The organism is Streptomyces sp. IMTB 2501 (assembly GCF_001953885.1).
Classification (GTDB): Bacteria; Actinomycetota; Actinomycetes; order Streptomycetales; family Streptomycetaceae; genus Streptomyces.
In genome coordinates, this window is record NZ_MQUS01000001.1 from 488,346 (window position 1) to 512,934 (window position 24,589).

Below are 24,589 nucleotides of genomic sequence, written 5' to 3' on the forward strand. Positions count from 1 at the left end.
TCCATCGCATCCGCCAGGAACCTCGGGGACGACCTCGTCGTCGGCGGGATCCGCTCACTGGTGGAGGAGTTCCGCGACCACCGGCCCGCCGCCCAGGTCCTGCTCACACACGTGCCGGACCCGCGCGCCTTCGGGGCCGCCGGACTCGACGCGGTCGCGGGGCGCACCGTCCGCCGGGGGCCCGGGGATATCCGCCGGGATGGTCAACGGGCCGCCCGCGGGGGTGTGCTCGACGGTGAGCCCGATGCGCTGGGTGCCGTCCTGTCGGGCGACTCCGGCCGGGACGGTGTGGGGCCGCACCCCGCCGTCCCACTCGCCGTGGGCGACCCTGGGGCCGAAGCGCTCGACGACGACCGCGTGCATCTCCCGCAGCGGCGCGCGCCGGTGGTCTTCGAACGGCGCCGGCAGCAGGCGTCCGCTCATCCGCTCGGCCGTGTCGGGAGACTCGCACAGGTTCTTGAAGTAGCCGACGGTGTCCGAGCGTTGGAAGCCCGCGCAGGAGCGGACGCCGGAGCATCCTGTGCGGGTGAGGCTGTCGACAAGCGCGCCCTTGCGCACGGGTATGGGACCCCGTGGCAAGGGGCCGGGCCGGGCCGGTCGGGTCAGGCGCCGTGGGCCAGCATGCGTGCGTCAGGCGGTGTGGGTCTTGGCCAGCAGCTCCAGGACCTCGGCCGTCGTGCCGCTCTCGCCGAGCCGCGGGAAGATCCGCTCGATGCTGTTCGCGTGCGCCACGGCGTCGGCGTCGGCCATCGCGTCGGTGGCGAAGGAGACGTGGTAGCCGTGGGCATAGGCGTCGCGGGCGGTGGACTCCACACCGATGCTGGTCGCGACGCCGGTCAGCACGATCTGGGCGATGCCGCGGCGGCGCAGCTGGACGTCCAGGTCGGTGCCATGGAAGGCGCTCCAGTTGTGCTTGGTGACGCGGATGTCGCCGGGGTGGCCGGAGAGCTCGTCGACGATGACGTCCCAGCCCTCGGGGAAGGCGAGGCCCCGGGGGGCCTGGCGCTCGGTGCGGCCGGGCAGGACGTCCCCGCCGTCGGCGGCGAAGGAGACGCGGACCAGGACCACGGGCAGGTTCCGGGCGCGGAAGGCGTCGGCGAGTTCGGCCGTACGCGCCACGACCTCGGGGCCGGTGTACGGCTGGGTCGGCATCGCCGTGATGCCGTTCTGCAGGTCGATCGCGACGAGGGCGGTACGGGGGTCGAGCGTGGTGAGCGACATGAGCCGGTCAGGCCTTTCCGGTGGTGGTGGGGCGTTGAGGGGTGAGCCAGCCGAGGGAACGGTCCGGCAGGGTCGTCGCCAGCAACAGGGCGGAGCCGGCGAGCATGAACAGGGCCAGGCCGTGCAGCCCGGCCGTGTCGGCGCGGTGCGGGTAGAACGCCGCGGTGGCTGCGGACGAGCCGAGCGCGCCGAGGTACGTGAAGGTCCGCAGCAGCCCGGCCGCGGAGGCGATCCGCTCCGGATCGGCCTGCCGGTACAGGGCGTTCTGCGTGGCCAGGCCGATGAGGCCCTGCGGGACGCCGAGCAGCGCGCCGATCGCGAGCACCAGCCACAGCGGACTGCCGGACCGCACCAGGAGCAGCAGCGCACAGCCCGCGATCTGCAGCACGGACCCGATGAGCAGCTTGGCGCGCACCGCCTCCCGGCGTCCGGTGAGCGTGGACACGAGCAGCGCGGTCACGGACAGCGGCAACAGGACGAGGCCGGCGGTGGAGGCGCTGAGGCCGCGTCCCTGCTCCAGCCACTGGGTGTAGCCGTACATGAAGGCGTAGGAGGTGGTGTAGGCGAGGAGTTGACGCAGGTAGGTGGCGAGGAGCGGGCCGTTGCCGCCGAGGACGCGCAGATCGACGAAGGGGTCCTCCGTCCTCAGCTCGCGTACCGCGAAAGCGGCGGCAGCGGCCGCCGACAGCGCCGGCAGATACCAGCGGTCGGCGCGCGGATGCATCAGGAACAGCATCAGCGCGACCAGCGTCAGCGCGAACAGGGCCATGCCGGGCAGATCGACACGGCGCCGCCGGGTCGCGGACCGGGGCAGTCGCAGCGCGCCGAGCACCAGACAGGCCGCCGAGAGCGGCACGTTGACGGTGAAGACGGCGCGCCAGCCGCCCAGGCCGATCAGCAGTCCGCCGAGCGCGGGCCCGACGACGGCCACCGTCTGGTTGGCGACGGCCAGCGCGGCCAGCACCCCGGCAGGGCTGTCCTGCCCGGTGCGTTCGGCCTCGCTGCGGGTCAGCCGCATGGCCGCCGGGTACGCCGCCGACGTCCCGAAGCCCAGCAGGACGCGGGCCGCGATCAGCGCGCCCAGCGAAGGGGCGAGCACGCCGAGCAGACCGGCGACGCCGACCAGCGCCGTACCGGCGAGGTAGAGCCGGCGGGGGCCGTACATGTCCACCAGGCGGCCGATGACGGGCTGCCCGACGGCCGTGGCCAGATAGAGCGCCGAGACCAGCCAGGCCGTCTCGGCGGGCGGGGCTCCGAAGGCGACGCCGATCGGCACCAGGGCCACGGCGATCATCGAGGAGTTGACCGGATTGAGGACCGAGCCGACGAGCATCGGCGGGATCAGCCGGCGGTCGAATCCGGCGGGGGAGGGGCGGGAGGCTTTCCCGGCGCGTGCGGCGAGCCTCGGTATCACGGCTGCGAGAGCCGTTCCATCAGCTCCAGCGCCCTGAGCACGGTCTGCCGCTCCTCCTCGGTGTAGCGGTCCTGGAAGGCGCGGGCCAGCCACTCCTCACGCACCTGCCGGTTGCCCTCCGTCCGGGCCCGCCCGGCGTCGGTCAGCGTGACCAGCTGGCGGCGGCCGTCGTCCGGGTCGGGCGCGCGCCGGATCAGACCGTGCTGGTCCAGGGCGGCCAGCGTGGTGGCCATCGACTGCGGGCGCACGCCCTCGGCGGCGGCGAGTGCGCTGGCCGTGGCGGCGCCGTGCTTGCCGACCAGGGTGAGCGCCGACTCCTGCGACGGGCTGAGGTCGGCGTCCTGAGCGACCTCGCGGATACGACGCCGCAGCCGGCTGAACACCACGCGCAGATCGCGCGCGGCACGGGCGGCGGAGTCGGAGATGTCAGTCATGCGGCCAGCGTAGGACGGACAGCAGAACCTGTCCAGCTCAGGCTGTTCAGTTTTACCTGATTAATTGTTGGGTGCGTGGCGATCGATGGTCGCCCTTCTCGGCTACGTTGGCCCTGTGCGTCTGCTGATGGTCTCCGACACCCACCTGCCGAAGCGCGCCAAGCGGCTCCCGGAGCAGCTGCTGGCCGAACTCCCGCACGCGGACGTGGTGTTCCACGCCGGCGACTGGGTCGACACCGCGACCCTGGACCTGCTGGAGAGCCGCAGCCGGCGACTCATCGGGGTCTACGGCAACAACGACGGCCCGGAGCTGCGGGCCAGGCTCCCCGAGGTGGCGTACGCCGAGCTCGGCGGCCTGCGCTTCGGCGTGGTGCACGAGACCGGCCCCGCCCAGGGCCGCGAGGCCCGCTGCGCCGCCCGCTTCCCCGATCTCGACGTACTGGTCTTCGGCCACAGCCACATCCCGTGGGACACCACCGCCCCGACCGGCCTGCGCCTGCTCAACCCCGGCTCCCCGACCGACCGCCGCCGCCAGCCCCACTGCACCTACCTGACGGCCACCGTCGCCGACGGGGCACTGACCGAGGTCACCCTGCACCGCCTGCCACAACGAGAGAGCCACAGCGGCGGGGGCCGCGCGATCATTCGGTGATGATCACGCTGCTCCGCTGGACATACCGGGGCTGCTTCTCGGCGCGGTGGCTCTCCTCGCGGTGACCTGTGCCTTCACCGAGGGCGGCCGCTCCGGTCCCGGTGCCCCCGAGGTCCTGGTGGCCGCCTGTTTCGGCATCGCCGCCCTGGCGGGGCTCGCCGTGGCCGAGGTCCGGCGCGGAGACACCGCGATGGTCCCGCCGGCTCTGCTGCGCCGATGGCGTTCCTCCAGTCGCTGCGGCACCGGTCGGCGTTCCAGGCAGGCCTGACCATGCTCCCGCTGTTCACCCCGCTCGCGGTGTTCGCGCTGCTCGGCGGCCGGGTCACCAGTCGTATCGGGGCCCGGATCCCGGCTGCCGCGGGGCTGGTGGTGGCCGCGGCCGGGCCCACCAAGCTCGCCCGGGCCACCGCTCACTCCGGCCTCGCGCTGCTGGTCCCCGCGTTCTTGTCGTGGGGAATCGGGGGCGGGTTGCTCACCCCGGCCGTGGTGGCGGCCGCGATCGCCGCCGTGCCGGGTGAGCGTGCCGGCTGGCCTCGGCTGTCAACAGCACGGCGCGGCAGGCCGGGGTGCGATGGGAATCGAGGTCGCGGGGGCGGTGGCTGGGCAGCCGGCGGTGCGGGTCGATTCCTGCGCGCATTCCATGCGGTGGCCCTCGCTCCGGCGTCTCTGTACGGGGTCGCGGCGGTGTTCGCCCTCGTCTCGCTGCCGAGGGCTCTGCCGGGTGGGCGGCGGTGACGCCCACCCGTCTGCCGGGGGCGGTGCGTCGGCGGGTGCGAGTGGTTGGTGGTTGATCGCGCAGTTCCCCGCGCCCCTAGGGAGTTGCCCGTCGCCGATGCGACATGGTTCGCCCCCTCCGGCGCAGCCGTGCCGCCAGCCCCGCCAGTACGGCGATCACCAGTGCCAGCGCCGCCGCACGCTTTGCCACCGGCAGGCCGGCCGTGCGGAGCAAGTCGAGCGGCTGCGGTTCCTCGTCGTCGTAGGCGGCCGGTTCCTCTTCGGTCGGCCCGGGGCGCGTGGCCAGCCGTTCCGCCAGGCAGTTCGCGAACTGGCCCACCAGGCGGTCACCCACCTCCGCCAGCACGCCCCGCCCGAACTGGGCCGGGCGGCCGGTCACCGTCAGGTCGGTCCGTACCGACACCGCCGTAATGCCGTCGCGTTCGCTGAGCGTGCCGGTGACCGTCGCCCTGGCCGTGCCCTGGCCCCGGGTCTCGCGGCCGTTCGCCACGAGGACCATCCGGTGTGCCGCCGTGTCCTGTTCGTCGAAGACCGCCGTGCCCCGGTAGGCGACGGTGACCGGGCCGACCTTGACCTTCACCGAGCCGGTCACGGTCGTACCGTCGTAGTCCTCCACCACCGCACCCGGCAGACAGGGCGCGATCCCTTCGATGTCGAGGAGTGCGTGCCAGGCGTCGTCGACCGGGACGGGCACGGTGAACTCGTGGTGCAGCTCCATGACATGCTCCCTTCGGACGCGTCAGACCGCGGTCGGGTGGATGGCTCCGGCGGTGGTGGTCAGCGGTGCGCCGCTGCCGCCCCAGCGCAGGGCGACGATCTCGGCGGCGACGGAGACGGCCACCTCCTCGGGCGTACGGGCCCCGAGGTCGAGCCCGAGCGGCGAGCTCAGCCGGGACAGTTCGGCCTCGGTCAGACCGGCGTCGAGGAGCCGTGCGCGGCGCTCCTCGTGGGTGAGCCGGCTGCCCATCGCCCCGATGTAGGCGGCCGGACGCCGCAGGGCCTCCTCCAGCAGCGGCACGTCGAACTTCGGGTCGTGGGTGAGGACGCAGATCACCGTGCGGTCGTCGGTCTCCGTACCGGCGAGATAGCGGTGCGGCCAGTCGACCACGACCTCGGCGCCCGCCGGGAAGCGTTTGGGCGTGGCGAAGACCGGGCGGGCGTCGCACACGGTCACCCGGTAGCCGAGGAAGTCACCGATCCGGGCCACCGCGGCCGCGTAGTCGATCGCGCCGAAGACCAGCATGCGCGGCGGCGGTGCGAACGACTGGAGGAACACCGTGACGGTGTCCTCGCGACGCTCGCCGTGCGGACCGTAGTGTCTGAGGGCCGAGGCGCCGAGGGCGAGTTCGCCGCGCGCGTCCGCGGTGACGGCGACGTCGAGGCCCTCCGCGCCGAGTGTGCCCGCCGCCCGGTCCGGCCACACCGCGCGCGTGGCACCGCGCGGCGCGGGCCCGTCCACCACCGTGGCCACGGTCACCGGCTCGCCCGCGGTGACCGACGCGGCGACCGCGCCGAACGCCGGGTCCGACGCGGCGGTCACCGGCCGTACCAGCAGGGTGATCTCGCCACCGCAGGTGAGGCCGACCGCGAACGCGTCCTCGTCGCTGTAGCCGAAGGTTTCCAGGCGTGGCTCGCCGCTCGCCACGACCTCCTGGGCGAGTTCGAACACCGCGCCTTCCACACAGCCCCCTGACACGCTGCCCACGACCTCGTCGTCCGGGCCCACCGCCATCGCGGCACCCGGGCCGCGCGGCGCGCTGCGGCTGACCGCGACGACCGTGGCCATACCGAACGGGACCCCGGCCGCGTGCCAGCGGGCCAGCGCCGGCAGAATCTCACGCACGATCCGCTCCTCTCACCCGGGCCGCACCGGTCAGGCGGTCGACACCGGTCCTGCGGTCGGCACTGGCGTCCGCACCGCGCACCACTGCCGCCAGCCGCTCCAGCGCGGCCAGGCTGTGCCCCTCGACGAAGGCGTCCACGCTGGGCAGTGCCGCCGCCATCCCGGCGGCCAGCGGCGCGTAACCGGGGCGCGCCTTGCGGGGGTTCGCCCAGACCACCTGGTGGGCCAGGGCGTGCAGCCGGCGCATCTGCTGCCCGAGCAGCTCCGGATCGCCCCGCTCCCAGCCGTCCGAGAGCAGCACGACGATCGCCCCGCGGGCCATCCCACGCTGCCCCCAGCGGTTCAGGAACTCGCGCACCAGCTCACCGAGCCGGGTGCCGCCGCGCCAGTCCGGCACGGCCGCCCCGACGGCCGTCATCGCCAAGTCCGGGTCGCGGTGCGAGAGTTCACGGGTGACCCGGGTCAGCCGGGTGCCGATGGTGAACACTTCCGTGCGGCCCGCGCGTACCGCCGCATGCGCGAACCGCAGCAGCGCGTCGGCGTACGGCGCCATCGAACCGCTCACATCGACGAGCAGCACCACCCGGCGGGGCCGCTCGACCCGGGCATGCCGGCGCAGCCGTGCCGGTTCCCCGCCCCGCCGCAGCAACTCCCGTACGGTGCGCCGCGGATCGACCTCGCCGCGCCGGGCGGGCCTGCGCCGCGCCGAACGCCGCGCCTGCCCCCGCAGGGCGAAAGCGGCGAGCAGAGAGTGCAGTTGGGCCCGCTCGGCGGTGTCGAGCCCGGCGAAGTCGCGGTGCCGAAGCACCTCGGCCGAGCTGGCGAGCGCGGCGACGGGCGGTCCGGGCGGCTCGCCCTCGCTGGGCGTGCTCGACCCCACGGGAGCCTCCCGCGCGACGAGCCGGAGCCGGGCCGCGGGAGCGGCACGCACCGGGCGGGCGGTCTCCTCGGGGCAGGACCCGAAGTACGCGGCGAACACCCGCTCGTACCGCTCCAGATCGTCGTGCCCGCCGCACAACGTCGCCCGCCCCGCCCAGTACACGTCCGCTCGCACCCCCGGACGCAGGGCGGCCACGGCACGCAGGAACGCATACAGCCGCTCGGTGCTCGCGTCGACCCCGGCCGCCCGCAGCGCCCGCACAAAACCGATCAGCACGGCGTCGGCCCCGAGCCGTTCGGCGTCCGTCCCCGGCTGTTCGGGGTCGGTGCCGGGTTGTTGGGCGTCCGTCCTGGGTTGTTCGGGGTCGGTCCCGGGTTGTTGGGCGTCCGTCCTGGGTTGTTCGGGGTCGGTCCCGGGTTGTCGGTCGTCCCACCTGGGTTGTTCGGGGTCGGCCCCGAGCCGTTCGGTGTCCGTCCCCGGCTGTTCGGGGTCGGTCCCGGGTTGTCGGTCGTCCCACCTCGGTTGTTCGGGGTCGGTCCCGGGCTGTTCGGCGTCCCTCCCCGGCCGCTCGCGATCCGTCCCGGGCTGTTCGGCGTCGCTCCCGAGCCCTTCGGGATCCGTGCCGGGCTGTTCGGCGTCCCTCCCCGGCCGCTCGCGATCCGTCCCGGGCTGTTCGGCGTCGCTCCCGAGTCGTTCGGCGTCGCTCCCGAGCCCTTCGGGATCCGTGCCGGGCTGTTCGGCGTCGCTCCCGAGCCCTTCGGGATCCGTGCCGAGCCGTCGGGCATCCGCCCCCAGCCCTTCGGCATCCGCCCCGTGCCGTGCGGCATCCGCCCTGTGCCGTGCGGCATCTGCCTTGTGCTGTGCGGCATCTGCCCCGTACCGTGCGGCATCCGCCCCGAGTCGTGCGGCATCCTGTTCCGGCGGAGGGTTTGTCCCGCTCCCGGTCCTGCTCACCGCCCTCGCCCGCCCCGGGCGGCGAGGACCGCGGTGAGATCGAGCCCCCGGGCCCGGTCCGTGTCCTCCCGGTACTTCAGCGCCGAGCCCAGTGTCGCCACCGCCAGCTCCGCGTCCACCTCGCTCGCCCCCAGCGCGTCCAGGGCCTCGGCCCAGTCCAGGGTCTCGGCGACACCGGGCGGTTTGAGCAGGTCGGCGCCGCGCAGCGCCTGCACCAGTGCCGTCACCTGTTCCGCCAGCCGTGCCGACACCCCGGGCAACCGGCGTCGCACGATGGCCAGTTCACGGGCGAAGGAGGGATGGTCGAACCAGTGGTAGAGGCAGCGCCGCTTCAGCGCGTCATGCACCTCCCGGGTCCGGTTCGAGGTCAGGACGACGACCGGCGGGTCTTCGGTGTGCAGCGTGCCCAGCTCCGGGATCGTGACGGAGTACTCGGACAGCAGCTCCAGCAGGAACGCCTCGAACTCGTCGTCGGCCCGGTCGATCTCGTCGACCAGCAGCACCGCCGGCTGCGTCTGCAGGGCCTGCAGCAGCGGGCGGGCGATGAGGAAACGGCGGTCGTACAGCTCGCTCTCCAAACGGTCCGCGTCCGTCACCCCGGCTGCCTCGGCGGCGCGCAGGTGCAGCAGCTGGCGAGGGAAGTCCCAGTCGTACAGGGCCTGTGAGGCGTCGATGCCCTCGTGGCACTGCAGCCGGATCAGCGGCGCGCCGAGTGCGTCGGCGAGGGCGGAAGCGAGCGCGGTCTTGCCCACGCCCGCGTCGCCCTCGCAGAACAGCGGCCGGTGCAGCCTCAGGGCCAGGAAGCAGGTGACGGCCAGCCCCTCGTCGACGAGGTACCCCGTCTCCTCCAGGCGGGCCCGCACCTGCTCCGGGTCGTCCATCGTGATGATCGGCGCTCACCCCATTCCGGTCGCGGCCAGCACCGCCCGCCGGGTCAGGACACGCGCGAGGTGTTCCCGGTACTCCGGCGAGGCGGACACGTCCCTCGTCGGCCGGGTGCCCTCGGCCGCCGTCCCGGCGGCCCGGGCCACGGCGTCCGAGGCACCGACCCCGGCCAGCGCCGCCTCGGCCGCCGAGGCCCGCAGCGGGGTCGCGCCCATGTTGGTCAGCCCGATGCGTGCCTCGGCGATGTGCCCGTCGTCGCGCCGGACCAGCGCCGCGACACCGACGATCGCCCAAGCCTGGGCGACCCGGTGGAACTTCTCGTAGTGGAAGCCCCAGCCGTCCGTCTTCGGTACCCGTACCTCCACGAGGAGTTCGTCGGGCGCGAGCGCCGACTGGAGGTAGTCGACGAAGAAGTCCCGGGCCGGGATCGTGCGCCGGCCGTTCGGTCCGGCGGCGACGAGTTCGGCGTCCAGGGCCAGCGCCACCGCGGGCAAGTCTCCGGCGGGATCGGCGTGCGCCAGCGATCCGCCGAGGGTGCCCCGGTGCCGTACGGCGGGATCGGCGACCGTCGCCGTGGCTTCGGCCAGCAGACCGGCGTGGCGGCGCACCAGCGGGTCGCGGATCACGTCGTGGTGCGTGGTCAGCGCGCCGATGACGAGCGTGTCGCCGTCCTCGCGGACCCCGCGCAGCTCCGGGATCCGGCCCACGTCGACCACCAGCTCCGGGAAGGCCAGTCGCAGCCTGAGCAGCGGCAGCAGGCTCTGCCCGCCGGCCAGCACCTTCGCCTCCTCGCCGGCGTCGGCGAGCACGCGCACCGCGTCGTCCACGCTCTCCGGACGGGCGTACTCGAAGGCCGGGGGAATCATGCCGACGCCTCCTTCACCGCTCGCCACACGCGTTCGGGTGTGCAGGGCATCCGCACGTCGTGCACGCCGAGCGGCCTGAGGGCGTCCACGACGGCGTTGACCACGGCGGGTGTCGACGCGATCGTCCCGGCCTCGCCGACGCCCTTGACACCGAGCGCGTTCGAGGACGCCGGGGTCTCGGTCCGGTCGGTCACGAAGTCCGGCAGGTCGGCCGCCGACGGCACGAGGTAGTCGGCCAGGGTGGCGGTGACGAGGTTGCCGTCGTCGTCGTACACGGCCTCCTCGTACAGCGCCTGGGCGATGCCCTGCGCGAGTCCGCCGTGCACCTGCCCCTCGACGATCATCGGGTTGACGGTCCGGCCGACGTCGTCGACACAGACGTACGACCTGATGCGGGTGCGCCCGGTCTCGGTGTCGACCTCGACCGCGCACAGGTGGGTGCCGTGCGGATAGGAGAAGTTCTCCGGGTCCACGACGTGCTCGGCGTTGATCGTGGGCTCGACGCCGTCGGGCAGGTCGTGGTTGGTGAACGTCTCGAAGGCGATCTCCTGGATGGTCCTGCGGGCCTCCGGGGAGCCCTTCACGGAGAACACGCCGCCGCTGAACTCCAGGTCCTGCTCGCTCGCCTCCAGCAGATGCGCGGCGACCTTCCGGGCCTTGTCGACGACCGTCCGCGCGGCCCGGTACACGGCCTCGCCGCCGACGGCCAGCGACCGCGAGCCGTAGGTGTCCATGCCCTGTGGGGAAGCCTTGGTGTCGCCGTGCACCACCTCGACGTCCTCGAAGGGCACGCCGAGCACGTCCGCCGCGATCTGGCTCCAGCAGGTCTCGTGCCCCTGTCCGTGCGGACTGGTGCCGGTGACGACCTCGACCTTGCCGGTGGGCAGCATGCGGATGCTCGCCGCCTCCCAGCCTCCGGCCGCGTACCGCAGGTCGCGCAGCACCCTGCTCGGTGCGAGCCCGCACATCTCGGTGTACGTCGACACGCCGATGCCGAGCCGTACGGGGTCGCCGCGCCGGTTGCGCTCCCGCTGCTCGGCGCGCAGGCCGTCGTAGCCGAACAGGGCGAGAGCCTTGTCGGTCGCCGCCTCGTAGTTGCCGCTGTCGTAGGTCAGTCCGGCGATCGTGGTGTACGGGAACTCCTCGTGCCGGATCCAGTTGCGGCGCCGCAACTCGACCGGGTCCAGGCCGAGTTCGGCCGCCAGCTCGTCCATGATCCGTTCGATGGCGAAGGTCGCCTCGGGGCGTCCGGCGCCGCGGTAGGCGTCGGTGGGCGTGCGGGTGGTGAAGACGCCGGTGCAATGGAATTCGTAGGCGTCCATCTTGTAGATCGCCGGGTACATGAAGGCGCCCAGGATCGGGATGCCCGGCGTGACGAGCATCAGATAGGCGCCCATGTCGGCGAGGAGGTCGACCTTGAGGCCGAGCAGCCTGCCCTCGCGGGTGGCGGCGATCTCGACGTCCTGGATCATGCCGCGGCCGTGGTGGGTGGCGAGTGCGCCCTCGGAGCGGGACTCGGTCCACTTCACCGGCCGGCCGAGCCTGCGGGCGACCGTGAGGGCGAGGGCCTCCTCGCCGTACACCTGCAGCTTGGAGCCGAAGCCACCGCCCACGTCCGGGGCGATCACGCGCAGCTTGTGCTCGGGGATGCCGGTGACCACCGCGAGCATGACGCGCAGGATGTGCGGGATCTGGGTCGCCGAGTAGACCGTGTACTCACCGGAGGCGGCGAGCGGGGTGACGACGACCGCGCGGGGCTCCATCGCGTTGGGGATCAGCCGCTGCTGGTGGTAGCGGCGCTTCAGTATCACCTCGGCGCGGCCCCGTACCGCCTCGAATCTCTCGCCGGTGGCGAGCGGCCAGGTGTAGCAGCGGTTGGTGCCCTTGCCGGCGTGGACCAGCGGGGCGTCCGGCGCCAGCGCGGTCTCCAGATCGAGGACCGGGGGCAGCGGGTCGTAGTCGACCTCGATCGCTTCCAGGGCGTCGGCGGCCGCGTACCGGTCGCGGGCCACCACGACCGCCACCGGGTCGCCCGCGTAGCGCACCTCGTCCACGGCGACCGGCGGATGGTCGGGCAGCACGATGTCCTCGGTCACCGGCCAGGCGCAGGGCAGCGAACCCAGCTCCTCGGCGAGGTCGGCGCCGCTGAACGCCGCGATGACACCGGGGCGTTCGAGGGCGGGGGAGACGTCGACGCGGGTGATGCGGGCGTGCGCCATCGGGCTGCGCAGGACCGCCAGGTGCAGCAGCCCGGCCACCTGGATGTTGTCGGTCCAGTTGGTCTGGCCGGTGATCAGCCGGGCGTCCTCCTTGCGCAGCCGGCGCCGCCCGACCTCGGGTGCGACGGCCTGATCGGTCATGCCGGGACCTCCTCGCCGACCTGGTGGCCGGAGGTGTCCCGCTGTCCGGACGCGGCGAGCACCGCGCGGACGATGTTCTGGTAGCCGGTGCAGCGGCAGAGGTTGCCCTCCAGGGCCTGCCGGACCTCGTCCGGGCCGGGGTGCGGGTTCTCGCGGAGCAGATCCCGCGCCGCCATGATCATGCCGGGGGTGCAGTAGCCGCACTGCAGACCGTGCTGCTCGTGGAACGCGCGCTGCAGCGCCGTCCACTCGCCGTCCTGCGCGAGCCCCTGGATCGTCGTCACCGCGCACCCGTCCGCCTGGACGGCGAGCACCGAGCAGCTCTTCACGGTCGCCCCGTCCAGGTCGACCGTGCACGCCCCGCAGTTGGAGGTGTCGCAGCCGATCGGGGTGCCGGTGAGGCCGAGGCGGTCGCGGAGGTAGTGGGCCAGGAGGAGGCGGGGTTCCACGTCGTCCTGGTACGTCGTGCCGTCCACGTTCACCGAGATGCGGGTCATATGCCCTCCAGACTGTGCGGGAGAGGGAAGTCAGCCACCAAGGGTGAGGAAACGAGCCATATGGCGTGATGTAGGTCACCCTACGACCGCGCTCTGGTCGCGGCGAGTGCTGTGCGAGGGGTTTTGTTGACCGTTAATCCATTGCCGCTCGCCGCTGCCTTCTGTTGCACTGCGCGGTACCCGTCGTCACACAGAGAGGATCAGCGATGCGCGCTGCGTGCATGTCCGCCCAGGAAGGAATCCACCCCGTGCCGAAGGACATCACGCTCAGTGCATCTGCTCAATCTCGGAATTCTCGCCCATGTCGACGCCGGTAAGACCAGCCTGACCGAAAGACTGCTGCACACCGTCGGAGTGATCGACGAGATCGGCAGCGTCGACGCCGGCAGCACCACCACCGACACGCTCGCGCTGGAGCGGCAGCGCGGCATCACCATCAAGTCCGCCGTCGTGTCGTTCCCGCTCGCCGGTGTCACCGTCAACCTCATCGACACCCCGGGTCACCCCGACTTCATCGCCGAGGTCGAGCGGGTGCTCGGCGTGCTCGACGGCGCCGTGCTGGTCGTCTCGGCCGTCGAGGGCGTCCAGGCGCAGACGCGCGTGCTGATGCGCACCCTGCGCCGGCTGCGCATCCCCACCCTGGTCTTCGTCAACAAGATCGACCGGGGCGGCGCGAACGGCTCCGCCGTGCTGGACCAGATGACCCGCAGGCTGGCCGTACCGCTCGTCCCCATGGGGCACCCCACCGCGCTCGGCACGCGGGCCGCCGGTTTCGTGCCCGGCCTCGCCCCGGCCGCGCTGGACGTGCTCGCCGGCCATGACGACGACCTGATCGCCGCCTACCTCGACGGCGGCGTCGGGGACGCCCGGCTGCATGCCGCCCTGGCCACCCAGACCCGGCGCGCGCTGGTCCACCCCGTGTATTTCGGCTCCGCCATCACCGGAGCGGGCGTGCCCGACCTGATCAGCGGCATCGAACGGCTGCTCCCCACCGCCGGCGGGGACCCGGCCGCCCCGCTGTCGGCCACGGTCTTCAAGGTCGAACGCGGCCCGGCGGGGGAGAAGGTGGCCTACGCGCGGATCTTCTCCGGCACGCTGCGGGTGCGCGACCGGGTGCCGTTCGGAGCGGGCGCCGAGGCCGACGGCCGCGCGGAGGGCCGGGAAGGGGGCGGCCCGGTGGAAGGACGGGGCGCGCTGCGTCGCCCGGAGGGGCGCGTCACCGGGCTCGGAGTTTTCGAGGGCGGCACCGATGTGCGGCGGGACAGTGCCGCGGCCGGGCGGATCGTCAAGGTGTGGGGGCTCGGGGGGATCCGGATCGGGGATGCGCTCGGCCGGCCCGCGCCGGCGTACGGGCATCACTTCGCACCGCCCACTCTGGAGACCGTCGTCGTCCCCGGTCCCGGCACGGACCGGCGCTCGCTGCACCTCGCGCTCACCCAGCTCGCCGAACAGGACCCGCTCATCGGCGTCCGGCACGACGAACTGCGCGGGGAGACCTCGGTGTCCCTCTACGGCGAGGTGCAGAAGGAGGTCGTCCAGGCGACCCTCGCCGGGGAGTACGGCCTGGACGTCGCCTTCCGCGAGACGACGACGCTGTGCATCGAGCGGCCGGTCGGCACCGGTCATGCGGTGGAGTTCAACAAGAAGGAGCCGAACCCGTTCCTGGCCACCGTCGGCCTGCGCGTCGAACCCGCACCGCCCGGCTCGGGCGTGGAGTTCCGGCTGGAGGTGGAGCTGGGCTCGATGCCGTACGCCTTCTTCAAGGCCGTGGAGGGCACCGTCCGCGAGACGCTCGGTCAGGGACTGCACGGCTGGCAGGTCCCCGACTGCACGGTCACCCTGACCCACTCCGGCTACTCGCCCCGGCAGAGCCACGCGCATCAGGGCTTCGACAAGAGCATGTCGAGCACCGGTTACGACTTCCGGGGCCTGACCCCGCTGGTCCTGACCGAGGCGCTCCGCCGGGCCGGCACCCTGGTGCACGAGCCCCTGCACGGCTTCCGCCTCCAGGCTCCGGCGGACACCCTCGGCGCGCTGCTCCCGGTGCTCGCCCGGTTGGGCGCCGTACCGGAGACCACCGGCGCACTCGGCGCGGTCTGTGTGCTGCACGGCGCGGTGCCGGCCGCGCGGGTGCACGAGCTGGAGCAGCGGCTGCCCGGGCTCACCCGGGGCGAGGGGGAGCTGGAGACCGCCTTCGACCACTACGCGCCGGTCGCACACGGCACGATCCCCGAGCGGCCGCGCACCGACCACAACCCGCTGAACCGGAAGGAGTACCTGCTGAATGTGATGCGCCGGGTGGGAGAGCGGACCAGCTGAGCTGACTGTGAGTCAACTTACCTGTGAGTCAGGTGGTATTGACGCTGCCCTGAGCCCGCCGGATTGTGGTGGGCATGCCGAATTTCCGGGTGCGTGTGCTGGTTGTTCTGGTCGTCCTCAGCGGATTCCTGACGGTGGCGGGCCTCCCGCCCGCCGCCGCCACCCCCGCCTCGCCTGCCGATTCCCTCTGGTTCGACGGCGCCCCGCTCACCGTGCAGGGCGGCCGCTTCACCGACGGCCAGGGGCGCGAGATCGTCCTGCGCGGCTACAACGTCTCCGGCGAGAGCAAGCTGGAGGAGAACGGCGGGCTGCCCTTCGCCTCGGTCGCCGACGCCGAGAAGTCGGCGACCGCGCTGCGCGCCCTCGGCGGCGCGAACACGGTCCGCTTCCTGCTCTCCTGGGCGCACGCCGAACCCGTGCGCGGACAGGTGGACAGCGGCTATCTGGCCGCCGTCACCGAGCAGATGCGCGTCTTCCTGGACGCGGGCATCCGTGTCTTCCCCGACTTCCACCAGGACCTCTACTCCCGCTACCTCTTCAACAGCGGCAGCTGGTACACGGGCGACGGCGCCCCCAAGTGGGCAGTCGATGCCGGTAGTTACCCGGCCGAGTCGTGTGGTATCTGCCTCTTCTGGGGTCAGAACATCACCCAGAACGCGGCCGTGCAAAAAGCCCAGTACGACTTCTGGCACAACACCCACGGTCTCCAGGACGCCTTCCTCGGTACCGCCCAGGCGGCCATGACCTACCTCCAACAGCACCTGAACGGGGAGGAGTTCGCAGAGATCGCCGGTTTCGACCCGTACAACGAGCCCTACGCGGGCAGTTACGACTCCGGGCAGACCTCCCGCACCTGGGAGAAGGACCTGCTCTGGCCGTTCTACGAGAAGTTCCGCGCCCGCATGGACGCCGCCGGCTGGCAGGACAAGCCCGCCTTCGTGGAACCCAACCTCTTCTGGAACGCCAACATCTCCACTCAGAAACAGGAGGGCGGCCTGCTGGATGCGGGCACCCTGGGCCCCCGCTATGTCTTCAACACCCACTTCTACGACCAGAAGGCCATCTCCGGCATCCTGATGTGGGGCAAGGCCGCCGACGGCCAGTACGCCGCCGACTTCGCCGCCGTCCGCGACCGCGCCGCCTCGGCCGGCACCGCCGCCGTGGTCAGCGAGTTCGGCCACCCGCTGTCCGGCACGGTCTCCGACAAGGCCCCGACGGTCCTCAAGGCCATGTACCAGGCCCTGGACTCCCGTCTGCCGGGTGCCAGTTGGTGGTCGAACCCGTCCGCATCGGGACCGGTGCTCTCCGGCACCCAGTGGCAGTGGGACCTCTACAACGGCCGGCACCACGAGCTGATGAACGGCAACCCCGGCAAGGTGCTCACCTCCGGCGACGCCTGGAACGACGAGGACCTCTCCGCCGTGGACCTGGACGGCTCGGGGAACATCACCCTGCGCCAGGACGCCCGGCTGCTCGACCGCCTCTACCCGAGCGCCACCGCCGGTACGGCCCTCGCCTTCACCTACGAGGACCGCTCCCGCGACGGCTCCACGACCCTCACCTGGAACCCGGTGCCGAGTTCCCTGCCCGACGTGGCGCAGCTCGTGGGCTCCGGCCGGTACGGGCTGCTGGTGTGGCGCTCCGGCGAGGGCACCGCCCCGACGGAACTGCATCTGCCGGCGTCCTTCCGCACCGCGTCGACCACCGTCGTCTCCGACCTGGGCACGGTGTACGGGCCACCCGCCTACACCGGCGCTGCCACCCCCGTCGCCGTCGCTCCCGAGCCCGGCGGCACCGGCAGCCGCCGGCTGCTGCTCACCGACACCGACTCCGGCGCCCTGCACTACGCGCTGGTGACCGACGGGGCCACTGCACCCTCGGCGGACCTGCTGACCGCGGCCAGGTCAGAGCTGTCCGCTTGGGCGACGGCGCACTTCTGAGCCCGAAGCCGTACGACCCCCGGGGAGAGTGGGGTCCCCCCGGAGGCCGTCGGCGCTCAACTGCCGCTCGGGCCGGTCCAGTCGGCCTGGACATGCCCCAGCCGGACGCGCTGCGGATGGTCGCCGACCGGCACGGACAGCACCTTCTGGCCGGTGGCGAAGTCGATGGCCGTGATCTGGTCGGCGCCGGCCTCGGAGATGATGCAGTCCTTGCCGTCGCCGCTCACGGTCGCCCAGTACGGCGTCGACGCGGTGACGAGCGGGCCGACGTCGAATGAGGCCCGGTCGACGACGGTCGCGTAGTTGTCCATCGTCCCGGCGACACACAGCTTGGTGCCCTCGGGGTTCATCGAGATGCCGTGGTGGCGCGAGTCCAGCAGCCAGGTGGTGCGGTCCGGGTTGGTCGCCGGGTTCTCCGGCAGCGTCTTCACCCGGGTGATCCTGTCAGTGGCCACGTCGTACTCCAGGAAGCCGTTGAAGAACGACACCTGGAAGTAGAGCTTGGACCAGTCGGGCGTGAAAGCGGCGGGCCGGACCGCGCTGGAGAAGTCCTTCAGCCCGATCGCGTCCAGCCGCTGCCGCATGTCGATGGTCCTGACCTGCTTGAACGTGTCCGCGTCGACGATCGTGATGTGCCGGTCGCCCTTGGTCCAGTCCCAGGCGGGGTCGTCGAGGGAGGTGGTCACCTCGCCGATGGACATGTTCCAGATGTACTTGCCGCCGTTGGTGAAGAAGTTCTCGTGCGGCTTGTCGCCGGTGTCGAACTCACCCAGTTCTCTTCCGGTGCCGATGTCCAGCACCTGCACTTTGTTCGCCGTCGAGGCCGAGACCGCGACCCGGCTGCCGTCGGGCGAGACCGCCATGTGGTCGGCCCGGTAACCGGCCACCGGGAAGCGCCAGTTGACCTTGTCGGTGGCCAGGTCGATGGAGACGACATCGGCGAAGCTGGGCCGGGAGACGACCACGGACTTCCCGTCGGGCGTGGAGTACATGTCGTCCACGTACTGGTCGTGTCCCTGGCCGACCTCGTTGCGGATGGACGTGTAGTAGATCCACTTGACCGGGTCGGCGTTGATCTCCGCGAGCCGCTGCGCCTTGTCGGGGACGATGTTGATCCGGCCGACCTTCGCGAAGTCGCCGGAGGATTTGACGACATCGGCGGTGCCGTCCCAGTTGTTGCCGACGAACAGCACCTCGCGCAGCCCGCCGGAGGCGCCGCTCGCGGCGGAGGCGGCGGTCGCCGGGCCGGCGACGGTCAGGGCGAGGGCGGCGGCCACGGAGCAAAGGTGCCTGGTTCTGGAGGCAGGCATGACTGCTCTCTTTCCTCGGGGGAATCTGAACACGGGCGCATTCACAGTGAACTTACTGAAAAGTAAGGACGGGATGGGCTACTCGACAAGATGTGTGCACGACAAGAATGGGAGTCGGTGGGGCGACGGAGGGGGAAAGTGTGGCGGGCAGGCTCAAGGCGCCGACGGGCCGCTACGGCGGCCGTACGGCCGAGGACCGGCAGGCCGAGCGGCGCCGGCGCTTCCTGGACGCGGCCCTGGGCCTGTTCGGCGGCATGCCCGGCTACCGCGGCACGACCGTCGCCGCGCTGAGCCAGGCCGCCGGCCTGTCCACCCGCCAGTTCTACGAGGAGTTCCGCACCCTGGAGGACGTCCTCGCCGCGCTGCACCTGGAGGTCAACGGCTGGGCGGAGCAGGCGGTGCTGGACGCCCTGGCCACGGCGGACGGTCTGCCGCTGGCCGAGCGCGCCGCCGTGCTCTTCCGCGCCTACGCCCGCGACGTGACCTGCGATCCGCGTCGTATCCGCATCACCTTCGTGGAGATCGTCGGCGTCAGCCCCCGCCTGGAGGAGCAGCGCCTGGCCCGCCGGGCCCGCTGGATCGACCTCATCCGGGCCGAGGCGGACACGGCCGTGGCGCGCGGGGAGGCGGCGCCCCGTGACTACCGGCTCGCGGCGACGGCCTTCGTCGGCAGCGTCAACGGCCTGCTGCACGACTGGAGCGCGGGCTGGGTGGACGCCACGCTCGACGAGGTGGTGGACGAGCTGGTGCGGCTGCTGCTGGGGATGCTCCGGCCGGCGGGCTGGCGGCCCGCCACCGAGTGACAGGGCGCGCACGGCGAAGCCCGTCTGCGCAGGTCAGCGTGATGGTGTGCGGCTCGGCGCGCGGGATCGGCCCGGAGCTGGTCTGCTGGTGCGGGGGCGTCGTACCCGTGCTCCGGAGTCCTGGAGACACACCGGCAGACGCAGGAGGGCCACATGAGTACGTATCGAGTCGCGCAGGTGACCGCCCCGAACGGCGCGTTCGAGCTGGTCGATCGGGAGGTGCCGCAGCCCGGGCCCGGCGAGGTGCGGATCGCCGTGGAGGCGTGCGGGATCTGCCACAGCGACGCCCTCTTCGTGAGCGGAGCACTGCCGGGCGTGACGTTCCCCGAGGTGCCCGGGCACGAGATGGCCGGGCACATCGAGGAGCTGGGCCATGACGTGTGGTCACGGGGCTGGAAGGTCGGTGACCGGGTGGCGGTCGGCTGGTTCGGCGGCAGCTGCGGACACTGCAAGCCGTGCCGGCAGGGCGACTTCATCGTGTGCGCGAATCTGAAGGTCCCGGGGTGGGCCTACGACGGGGGCTTCGGCGAGAAGGTGATCGCGCCCGCCGACGCGCTGGCCCGGATCCCGGACGGCCTGTCGGCCGCCGACGCGGGACCGATGGCCTGTGCGGGCGTCACCACGTTCAACGGGCTGCGGCGCAGTTCGGCCCGGCCGGGGGACCTGGTCGCCGTGCTCGGTCTCGGCGGTCTGGGGCATCTCGGCGTGCAGTACGCCGTCGCGATGGGCTTCGAGACCGTGGGGATCGCCCGAGGCGCGGAGAAGGCCGATTTCGCCAAGCAACTGGGCGCTCACCACTACGTCGACAGCACCTCCGGCACCCCGGTCGCCGAGGCACTGCAGTCCCTCGGCGGCGCCAAGGCCGTCCTGGCCACCGCCGGGAACTCCGAGGCCATCACGGCCACCGTCGACGGGCTGGCGCCCCGGGGCGAGCTGGTGGTCATCGGAGCCGACACCGCACCGATGGGCATCAATCCGGCCCAGCTGCTCATGGCCGCCCGCGTCGTCCGCGGCCACCCCTCCGGCACCTCCCAGGACGTGGAGGACACCATGGCCTTCAGCGCCCTGCACGGCATCCGGCCGATGACCGAGACCGTGCCGCTGGACCGTGCGGACGAGGCCTACCAGAAGATGCTCGCGGGCCAGGCCCGCTTCCGGATGGTGCTCACCAACGGCTGACGCCTGAGAACCGACTACGGCCGCGGCATCAGCCGCCGAGCCGTTCCAGCGCCGCCAGGACCGGGGCCGCGCCGTCCTCGGAGCGGATGCGGGCGCCCAGGGCGCGCGCCCGATCCCGGTACACCGGCTCACGGGTGGCCCGTACCAGGGCCGAGGCCAGGGCGTCCGCGGTGAGGCGGCGCAGCGGAACGACGTCCGGGGCGACCCCCAGCGCGACCAGCCGGGCGGACCAGAAACCCGCGTCGAACTGGACCGGCACCGGCACGGCCGGCACCCCGGCGCGCAGCCCCGCAGCGGTCGTCCCCGCACCCGCGTGGTGGACCACGGCGGCCATGTGCGGGAACAGCAGTGCGTGCGGGACCTCGTCGATGGTCAGCATGTCGTCACCGGCGGCCGCGAGCCCGCCCCAGCCGCGCTGGATCACCCCGCGCAGTCCGGCCCGCCGCAGCGCCGCCACCATCCGGGCGCTGAGCCGGCCGGCGTCCGGCACGGTGGCGCTGCCCAGCCCGACGAAGACCGGCGCCGGGCCGGCGTCGAGGAACTCCCGGACCCGTTCGGGCAGTTGGGCCTCCGTGTCGTACGGCCACCAGTAGCCGCTCACCGCCAGACCCGGCCGCCAGTCCCGGGGCCGGGGCACCACCAGCGGGCTGAAGCCGTGGTGCACCGGCCAGAGCCGCCGTTCCCGGGCCCGCCGCGCGGCACCGGCCCGCACAGGGGGCAGTCCGAGCCGCCTGCGCACCCCGGGCAGGGCGCCCGTGAAGATGTGCTCCGTGGCGAGGCACACGCCGTGCCCGGCCAGCCGGTTCACGGCCGGCCCCCAGGAGCCGCCGCCGAGTACCGGAGGTGCGAACTCCCTTGTCCCGGCGATGGGTTGGAGAAAGACACCCATGCTCGGCAGCCGTAGACCCTCCGCGATGGCGTGGCCGAGCGGGGCCAGCGAGGCGGACAGCAGCAGGATCTCGCTGTCCCGGGCCGCCGTGATCAGGTCCTCGGTCATCCGCCCGACGATCCGGCGCGCCATGTCCGCCAGGCGCAGCAGCTTCCCGGCCTCGCTGGCGCTGCGGTGCAGGCCCCGGCCGCGCGGCGACTCCAGCTCCGCCCGCGGATCGACCGGCAAGGAGTGGAACCGTATGCCGGAGCCCGCCACCAGCGGCTCGAAGCGGGCGTGGGTGACCAGGGTGACCTCGTGCCCGGACCGGACGAGCCGGTGTCCGAGGCCGCTGTAGGGGGCCACATCGCCCCGGGATCCCGCCGTCATGATCGCAACGCGCACGACGGTCAGTATGGCCGCAATCGGCCCCGCACGGGCCCAAAGTCCCGGCCACGATGGTGGTTTCACGCCTGTCGCAGCCGTTGACTTCACCCTCGCGCGGCTCTACCGTCGGCGCGCGACCTGTTCGGATAACCGATCCAAGTTCGATATATCGATCAATGCGATCGATGAGTCTGTCGATCAGCGTGGATTCCGTCCGCACGCGGAGGCGCCGATGTATCCCCCACCCCGTCCGATCGCCGAAGGCTTCGTACGACGCTGTACAACCGCCGCTGTACGCGCGCTCGTCCTGGTCCTGACCGTGGCCGCAGCCCTGGTCTTCGCCCAGCCGGGCCCGGCCTCCGCACTGACGAACCATCAGATTCCGGTGCCCGCCGCACCGATGGGCTGGGCCTCCTGGAACAGCTTCGCCACCGACGGCACCCTCCTCGTCGGCGCACAGTCCGGCCGGTGCGCCGACATCTACAACAACACGATCACCAACGGCACCCAGGCCGAGCTGTGGGACTGCAACGGCGGCGCCAACCAGGCCTGGACGTACACCTCCCGCAAGGAACTCGTCGTCTACGGCGACAAGTGCCTCGATGCCTACAACCTCGGCACCGCCAACGCCACCAAGGTGGTGATCTGGGACTGCAACGGCCAGGACAACCAGAAGTGGACGCTGAACACCGACGGCACCATCACCAACGTCCACGCGGGCCTGTGCCAGGACGCGTACAACGCCGCCACCGGCAACGGGACGTCACTGGTGCTGTGGAGCTGCGACGGCGGCGCCAACCAGAAGTGGTCCCGGACCTGACCGTGGCTGCGCTACACGGCGGCGGACACCCACAGCAGGCCCGCCGCCGTGAGCACCGCGCACCCCAGCAGCAGAAACGCCAGCAGCCGCTGCCGCAATGCCCGATAGCGGGTCTCGTACATCTGCCGCAGCTCCTCGGCGCGCTGGGCGGTGCGCTCCCACGAACGACGGGACAGCGCCAGGTACCCATCCTCGAACTGCCGCTCCAGGACGTCCCGTTGGGACTCGGTGAGCCAGCCCAGCCGGGAAGCGGTGCGTGCCGCCGCCGTACGGCTCTCCTCCCGTACGGCGGCCAGCAGCAGATGACCCTCGATCTCCTGGACCAGGGCCCGCTCCTCCTGTGCCGTCATCGTGCGGTCAACTCCCTCTCAGGCAGCGGTGTTTGCGGGTGGTGCAGATCGAACGCCGGGGATTCGCTGCGGATCCGCGGCAGGGCGGTGAAGTTGTGGCGCGGGGGCGGGCAGGAGGTCGCCCACTCCAGCGAACGGCCGTAACCCCAGGGGTCGCCGCTCCCGACCCGTTCGCCGTACTTGGCCGTCTTCCACACGTTGTAGAAGAACGGCAGCATGGAAGAGCCGAGCAGGAACGAGAAGATCGTTGAGACCGTGTTGAGCGTCGTGAGTCCTTCCGCCGCCAGATAGTCGGGAATTCTGCGCTGCGGCCGCCGCGGCCGCCGCGGACGGGTCGTCCGGCCTGTGCAAGGGCACCCATGTGCAGTCCTGGAGCCTCGGTATGAGCGAGGACAAGCCGCCCGTGGCCCTCCCCGAGGAGCGCGTCGTGCGCTGGAACGCCGACGGCAGCCACACCGAGCTCGTCGTGGCCACCGACCCGAGCCGTCCGGGCCGACCGGTCCTCACCGACGAGGGCGAAGCGCCGCACCTCGTGGCGGACGGCCAGGTGCTGAGCCGGACCACCTACCCGCCCAGCTGGAGCGACGCCCCGCCCGAGGCGAGCCCCCCGTACGATCCGGCCGCCCTGCGTGCCTATCTCGCCGAGACGGCGCGCACCGGCACGCGCGCCCTGTCCGCCGCCGAACTCCTGGATGCCGTACAGGAGTTGCTGGACCACTGGACACTCGGATCCCGGCAATCGGCCGCGCTGGTCCGGATCTTCGCCGACGCCAAGGGCCTGCGGCCCGCCGGACAGGTGACGGACCGGCTCGGGCGACCCGGGCAGGCGTATGTGTACGACGTGCCGGGTGAGCGGCGCATGCTGGTCCTCGATCCACGCACCGGTGCCGTCCTCGGTCTCGAGACCACCTTCACCCGGGACGACCCCCGGTACGGAGTGAAGGCCGGGGACGTGATGGAGTACAGCGCCTGGATGCGCTGACCCCTGGGGCCGGCCCCAGGCGTGCCGGTGCCTATGCGCCGAGCTGCCGGGCGGCGGCCGCGACGGTCTGCTCCAGCAGCGTGGCGATCGTCATCGGCCCGACACCTCCCGGCACCGGCGTGATCAGCGAGGCGCGCTCCACGGCGGAGCCGAAGTCGACATCGCCGACGTTGCCCGGGTTGTAGCCCGCGTCGATCACGACCGCGCCGGGCTTGATGTCCTGCCCGCGGATCAGCCGCGGCCGGCCCACGGCGGCGACCACGACGTCCGCCTCGCGGACTGCCGCCGACAGGTCAGCCGTCCGCGAGTGGCAGTACGTCACGGTCGCGTCCCGGGCCAGCAGCAGCATGCCCACCGGCTTGCCGAGGATCGCGCTGCGGCCCACGACCACGGCCCGCTTCCCCGCCAGGCCGACGCCGTACTCGTCCAGCAGCCGCAGGATGCCGCCGGGCGTGCAGGAGACGAAGCCCGGCAGGCCGAAGCTCATCGTGGCGAAGGAGGCGAAGGTGACGCCGTCGACGTCCTTCTCCGGCGCGATCGCCTCGAACGCGGCCCGCTCGTCGATGTGGTCGCCGACCGGGTGCTGGAGCAGGATGCCGTGCACGGCCGGGTCGGCCGACAACTCCCGCAGGGCGCGGACGAGTTCCTCGGTGGTCGTGGTGGCGGGCAGGGCCACGTGCCGGGACTCGATACCGGCCTTGCGGCACCGGTTCTGCTTCATCCGGACGTAGGTCACGGACGCCGGGTCCTCGCCGACCAGCACGGTCGCGAGACAGGGGGCGGTGCCGGTCCGTGCGGTGAGGCCGCCGGCCTTCTCCGTGGTGTCCCCGACGATCCGGCGGGCGACGGCGGTGCCGTCCATGAGACGGGCCTGGGTCATGCTGCACACT

Annotated in this window: 21 protein-coding genes and 5 pseudogenes; 9 read left to right on the forward strand and 17 right to left on the reverse strand. The window is 72.5% G+C overall.

Annotated elements, in window-relative coordinates:
• Positions 1-54: 54 nt before the first annotated feature.
• The 4 genes from AV521_RS52520 to AV521_RS02355 all read right to left on the reverse strand — a co-directional run bounded on the left by AV521_RS52520 (position 55) and on the right by AV521_RS02355 (position 3,069).
• Positions 55-558 (reverse strand): hypothetical protein, encoded by a 504-nt coding sequence (locus tag AV521_RS52520; protein WP_076082602.1) that lies wholly within the window; start codon positions 556-558, stop codon positions 55-57.
• Positions 559-630: 72 nt separating this feature from the next.
• On the reverse strand, positions 631-1,221 hold the full coding sequence (locus tag AV521_RS02345; RefSeq protein WP_076082603.1) for an isochorismatase family protein: 591 nt from the start codon (positions 1,219-1,221) through the stop codon (positions 631-633).
• A 7-nt stretch (positions 1,222-1,228) separates the two neighbouring features.
• Positions 1,229-2,635 carry an MFS transporter gene (locus tag AV521_RS02350; protein WP_076082604.1) on the reverse strand — a complete coding sequence of 469 codons (1,407 nt, stop codon included), beginning with the start codon at positions 2,633-2,635 and terminating at the stop codon, positions 1,229-1,231.
• A complete protein-coding gene (locus tag AV521_RS02355) occupies positions 2,632-3,069 on the reverse strand; it encodes a MarR family winged helix-turn-helix transcriptional regulator (protein WP_076082605.1) in 438 nt (145 codons plus the stop codon). Before AV521_RS02355 ends, AV521_RS02350 begins: the two co-directional genes overlap by 4 nt.
• A 115-nt stretch (positions 3,070-3,184) precedes the next feature.
• Between AV521_RS02355 and AV521_RS02360 the strand changes: the two genes are divergently transcribed.
• The 3 genes from AV521_RS02360 to AV521_RS02370 are packed head-to-tail and all read left to right on the forward strand — an operon-like array spanning position 3,185 to position 4,456.
• Positions 3,185-3,721, forward strand: a complete 537-nt coding sequence (locus AV521_RS02360) for a metallophosphoesterase (RefSeq protein ID WP_076083468.1) — start codon at positions 3,185-3,187, stop codon at positions 3,719-3,721.
• Between the two features lie 46 nt (positions 3,722-3,767).
• Positions 3,768-3,989 carry a hypothetical protein gene (locus AV521_RS02365; RefSeq protein ID WP_076082606.1) on the forward strand — a complete coding sequence of 74 codons (222 nt, stop codon included), beginning with the start codon at positions 3,768-3,770 and terminating at the stop codon, positions 3,987-3,989.
• The gene (locus AV521_RS02370; RefSeq protein ID WP_076082607.1) at positions 3,938-4,456 is read left to right on the forward strand and encodes a hypothetical protein; all 519 of its coding nucleotides are present in this window, start codon (positions 3,938-3,940) and stop codon (positions 4,454-4,456) included. The genes AV521_RS02365 and AV521_RS02370 overlap by 52 nt, the downstream gene beginning before the upstream one ends.
• A 76-nt stretch (positions 4,457-4,532) precedes the next feature.
• On the opposite strand, the gene AV521_RS02375 is transcribed toward AV521_RS02370, so the two are convergent.
• The 7 genes from AV521_RS02375 to AV521_RS02405 all read right to left on the reverse strand — a co-directional run bounded on the left by AV521_RS02375 (position 4,533) and on the right by AV521_RS02405 (position 12,741).
• Positions 4,533-5,174 (reverse strand): SRPBCC family protein, encoded by a 642-nt coding sequence (locus AV521_RS02375; protein WP_076082608.1) that lies wholly within the window; start codon positions 5,172-5,174, stop codon positions 4,533-4,535.
• Between the two features lie 21 nt (positions 5,175-5,195).
• Positions 5,196-6,299 carry an XdhC family protein gene (locus AV521_RS02380; RefSeq protein ID WP_076082610.1) on the reverse strand — a complete coding sequence of 368 codons (1,104 nt, stop codon included), beginning with the start codon at positions 6,297-6,299 and terminating at the stop codon, positions 5,196-5,198.
• Positions 6,292-7,455 (reverse strand): VWA domain-containing protein, encoded by a 1,164-nt coding sequence (locus AV521_RS02385; RefSeq protein WP_079249080.1) that lies wholly within the window; start codon positions 7,453-7,455, stop codon positions 6,292-6,294. Before AV521_RS02385 ends, AV521_RS02380 begins: the two co-directional genes overlap by 8 nt.
• Before the next feature lie 674 nt (positions 7,456-8,129).
• On the reverse strand, positions 8,130-9,014 hold the full coding sequence (locus tag AV521_RS02390) for a MoxR family ATPase (protein ID WP_076082612.1): 885 nt from the start codon (positions 9,012-9,014) through the stop codon (positions 8,130-8,132).
• A 15-nt stretch (positions 9,015-9,029) separates the two neighbouring features.
• Complete coding sequence (locus AV521_RS02395; protein WP_076082614.1) at positions 9,030-9,884, reverse strand: xanthine dehydrogenase family protein subunit M; 855 nt, start codon at positions 9,882-9,884, stop codon at positions 9,030-9,032.
• A complete protein-coding gene (locus AV521_RS02400) occupies positions 9,881-12,244 on the reverse strand; it encodes a xanthine dehydrogenase family protein molybdopterin-binding subunit (protein ID WP_076082616.1) in 2,364 nt (787 codons plus the stop codon). Before AV521_RS02400 ends, AV521_RS02395 begins: the two co-directional genes overlap by 4 nt.
• Complete coding sequence (locus AV521_RS02405) at positions 12,241-12,741, reverse strand: (2Fe-2S)-binding protein (protein WP_076082618.1); 501 nt, start codon at positions 12,739-12,741, stop codon at positions 12,241-12,243. The genes AV521_RS02400 and AV521_RS02405 overlap by 4 nt, the downstream gene beginning before the upstream one ends.
• A gap of 270 nt (positions 12,742-13,011) precedes the next feature.
• On the opposite strand from AV521_RS02405, the gene AV521_RS02410 reads away from it, so the two are divergent.
• Together AV521_RS02410 and AV521_RS02415 are read left to right on the forward strand one after the other, a co-directional pair.
• Entirely contained in the window at positions 13,012-15,060 is a 2,049-nt protein-coding gene (locus AV521_RS02410; protein ID WP_076082619.1) for a translation factor GTPase family protein, read from the forward strand.
• Between the two features lie 74 nt (positions 15,061-15,134).
• On the forward strand, positions 15,135-17,000 hold the full coding sequence (locus tag AV521_RS02415; protein ID WP_076083471.1) for a cellulase family glycosylhydrolase: 1,866 nt from the start codon (positions 15,135-15,137) through the stop codon (positions 16,998-17,000).
• Between the two features lie 56 nt (positions 17,001-17,056).
• Here the strand turns inward: AV521_RS02415 and AV521_RS02420 are convergent, their stop codons facing one another.
• Complete coding sequence (locus AV521_RS02420) at positions 17,057-18,310, reverse strand: YncE family protein (protein ID WP_076082621.1); 1,254 nt, start codon at positions 18,308-18,310, stop codon at positions 17,057-17,059.
• Between the two features lie 140 nt (positions 18,311-18,450).
• Between AV521_RS02420 and AV521_RS02425 the strand changes: the two genes are divergently transcribed.
• Together AV521_RS02425 and AV521_RS02430 are read left to right on the forward strand one after the other, a co-directional pair.
• The gene (locus AV521_RS02425) at positions 18,451-19,113 is read left to right on the forward strand and encodes a TetR/AcrR family transcriptional regulator (RefSeq protein WP_076082623.1); all 663 of its coding nucleotides are present in this window, start codon (positions 18,451-18,453) and stop codon (positions 19,111-19,113) included.
• A gap of 153 nt (positions 19,114-19,266) precedes the next feature.
• Positions 19,267-20,292 carry an alcohol dehydrogenase gene (locus tag AV521_RS02430; RefSeq protein WP_076082625.1) on the forward strand — a complete coding sequence of 342 codons (1,026 nt, stop codon included), beginning with the start codon at positions 19,267-19,269 and terminating at the stop codon, positions 20,290-20,292.
• 14 nt (positions 20,293-20,306) lie between these two features.
• On the opposite strand, the pseudogene AV521_RS52525 reads toward AV521_RS02430, so the two are convergent.
• Positions 20,307-20,384 (reverse strand): annotated as a pseudogene (locus AV521_RS52525) (hypothetical protein); the annotation flags it as partial.
• A pseudogene (locus AV521_RS02435) lies at positions 20,366-21,550 on the reverse strand (glycosyltransferase); the annotation flags it as partial. The pseudogenes AV521_RS02435 and AV521_RS52525, both read right to left, overlap by 19 nt.
• Positions 21,551-21,977: 427 nt before the next feature.
• Between AV521_RS02435 and AV521_RS02440 the strand changes: the two are divergent.
• A pseudogene (locus tag AV521_RS02440) lies at positions 21,978-22,367 on the forward strand (ricin-type beta-trefoil lectin domain protein); the annotation flags it as partial.
• An 11-nt stretch (positions 22,368-22,378) separates the two neighbouring features.
• On the opposite strand, the gene AV521_RS02445 reads toward AV521_RS02440, so the two are convergent.
• Together AV521_RS02445 and AV521_RS02450 are read right to left on the reverse strand one after the other, a co-directional pair.
• On the reverse strand, positions 22,379-22,717 hold the full coding sequence (locus tag AV521_RS02445; RefSeq protein WP_076082630.1) for a hypothetical protein: 339 nt from the start codon (positions 22,715-22,717) through the stop codon (positions 22,379-22,381).
• Positions 22,714-23,025, reverse strand: a pseudogene (locus AV521_RS02450) (cytochrome ubiquinol oxidase subunit I); the annotation flags it as partial. The pseudogene AV521_RS02450 and the gene AV521_RS02445, both read right to left, overlap by 4 nt.
• 2 nt (positions 23,026-23,027) lie before the next feature.
• Between AV521_RS02450 and AV521_RS02455 the strand changes: the two are divergent.
• Positions 23,028-23,699: pseudogene (locus AV521_RS02455) on the forward strand (CU044_5270 family protein); the annotation flags it as partial.
• 31 nt (positions 23,700-23,730) lie between these two features.
• On the opposite strand, the gene AV521_RS02460 reads toward AV521_RS02455, so the two are convergent.
• Positions 23,731-24,579, reverse strand: coding sequence for a bifunctional 5,10-methylenetetrahydrofolate dehydrogenase/5,10-methenyltetrahydrofolate cyclohydrolase (locus tag AV521_RS02460; protein ID WP_076082632.1), 849 nt, complete (start codon positions 24,577-24,579; stop codon positions 23,731-23,733).
• Positions 24,580-24,589: the final 10 nt, after the last annotated feature.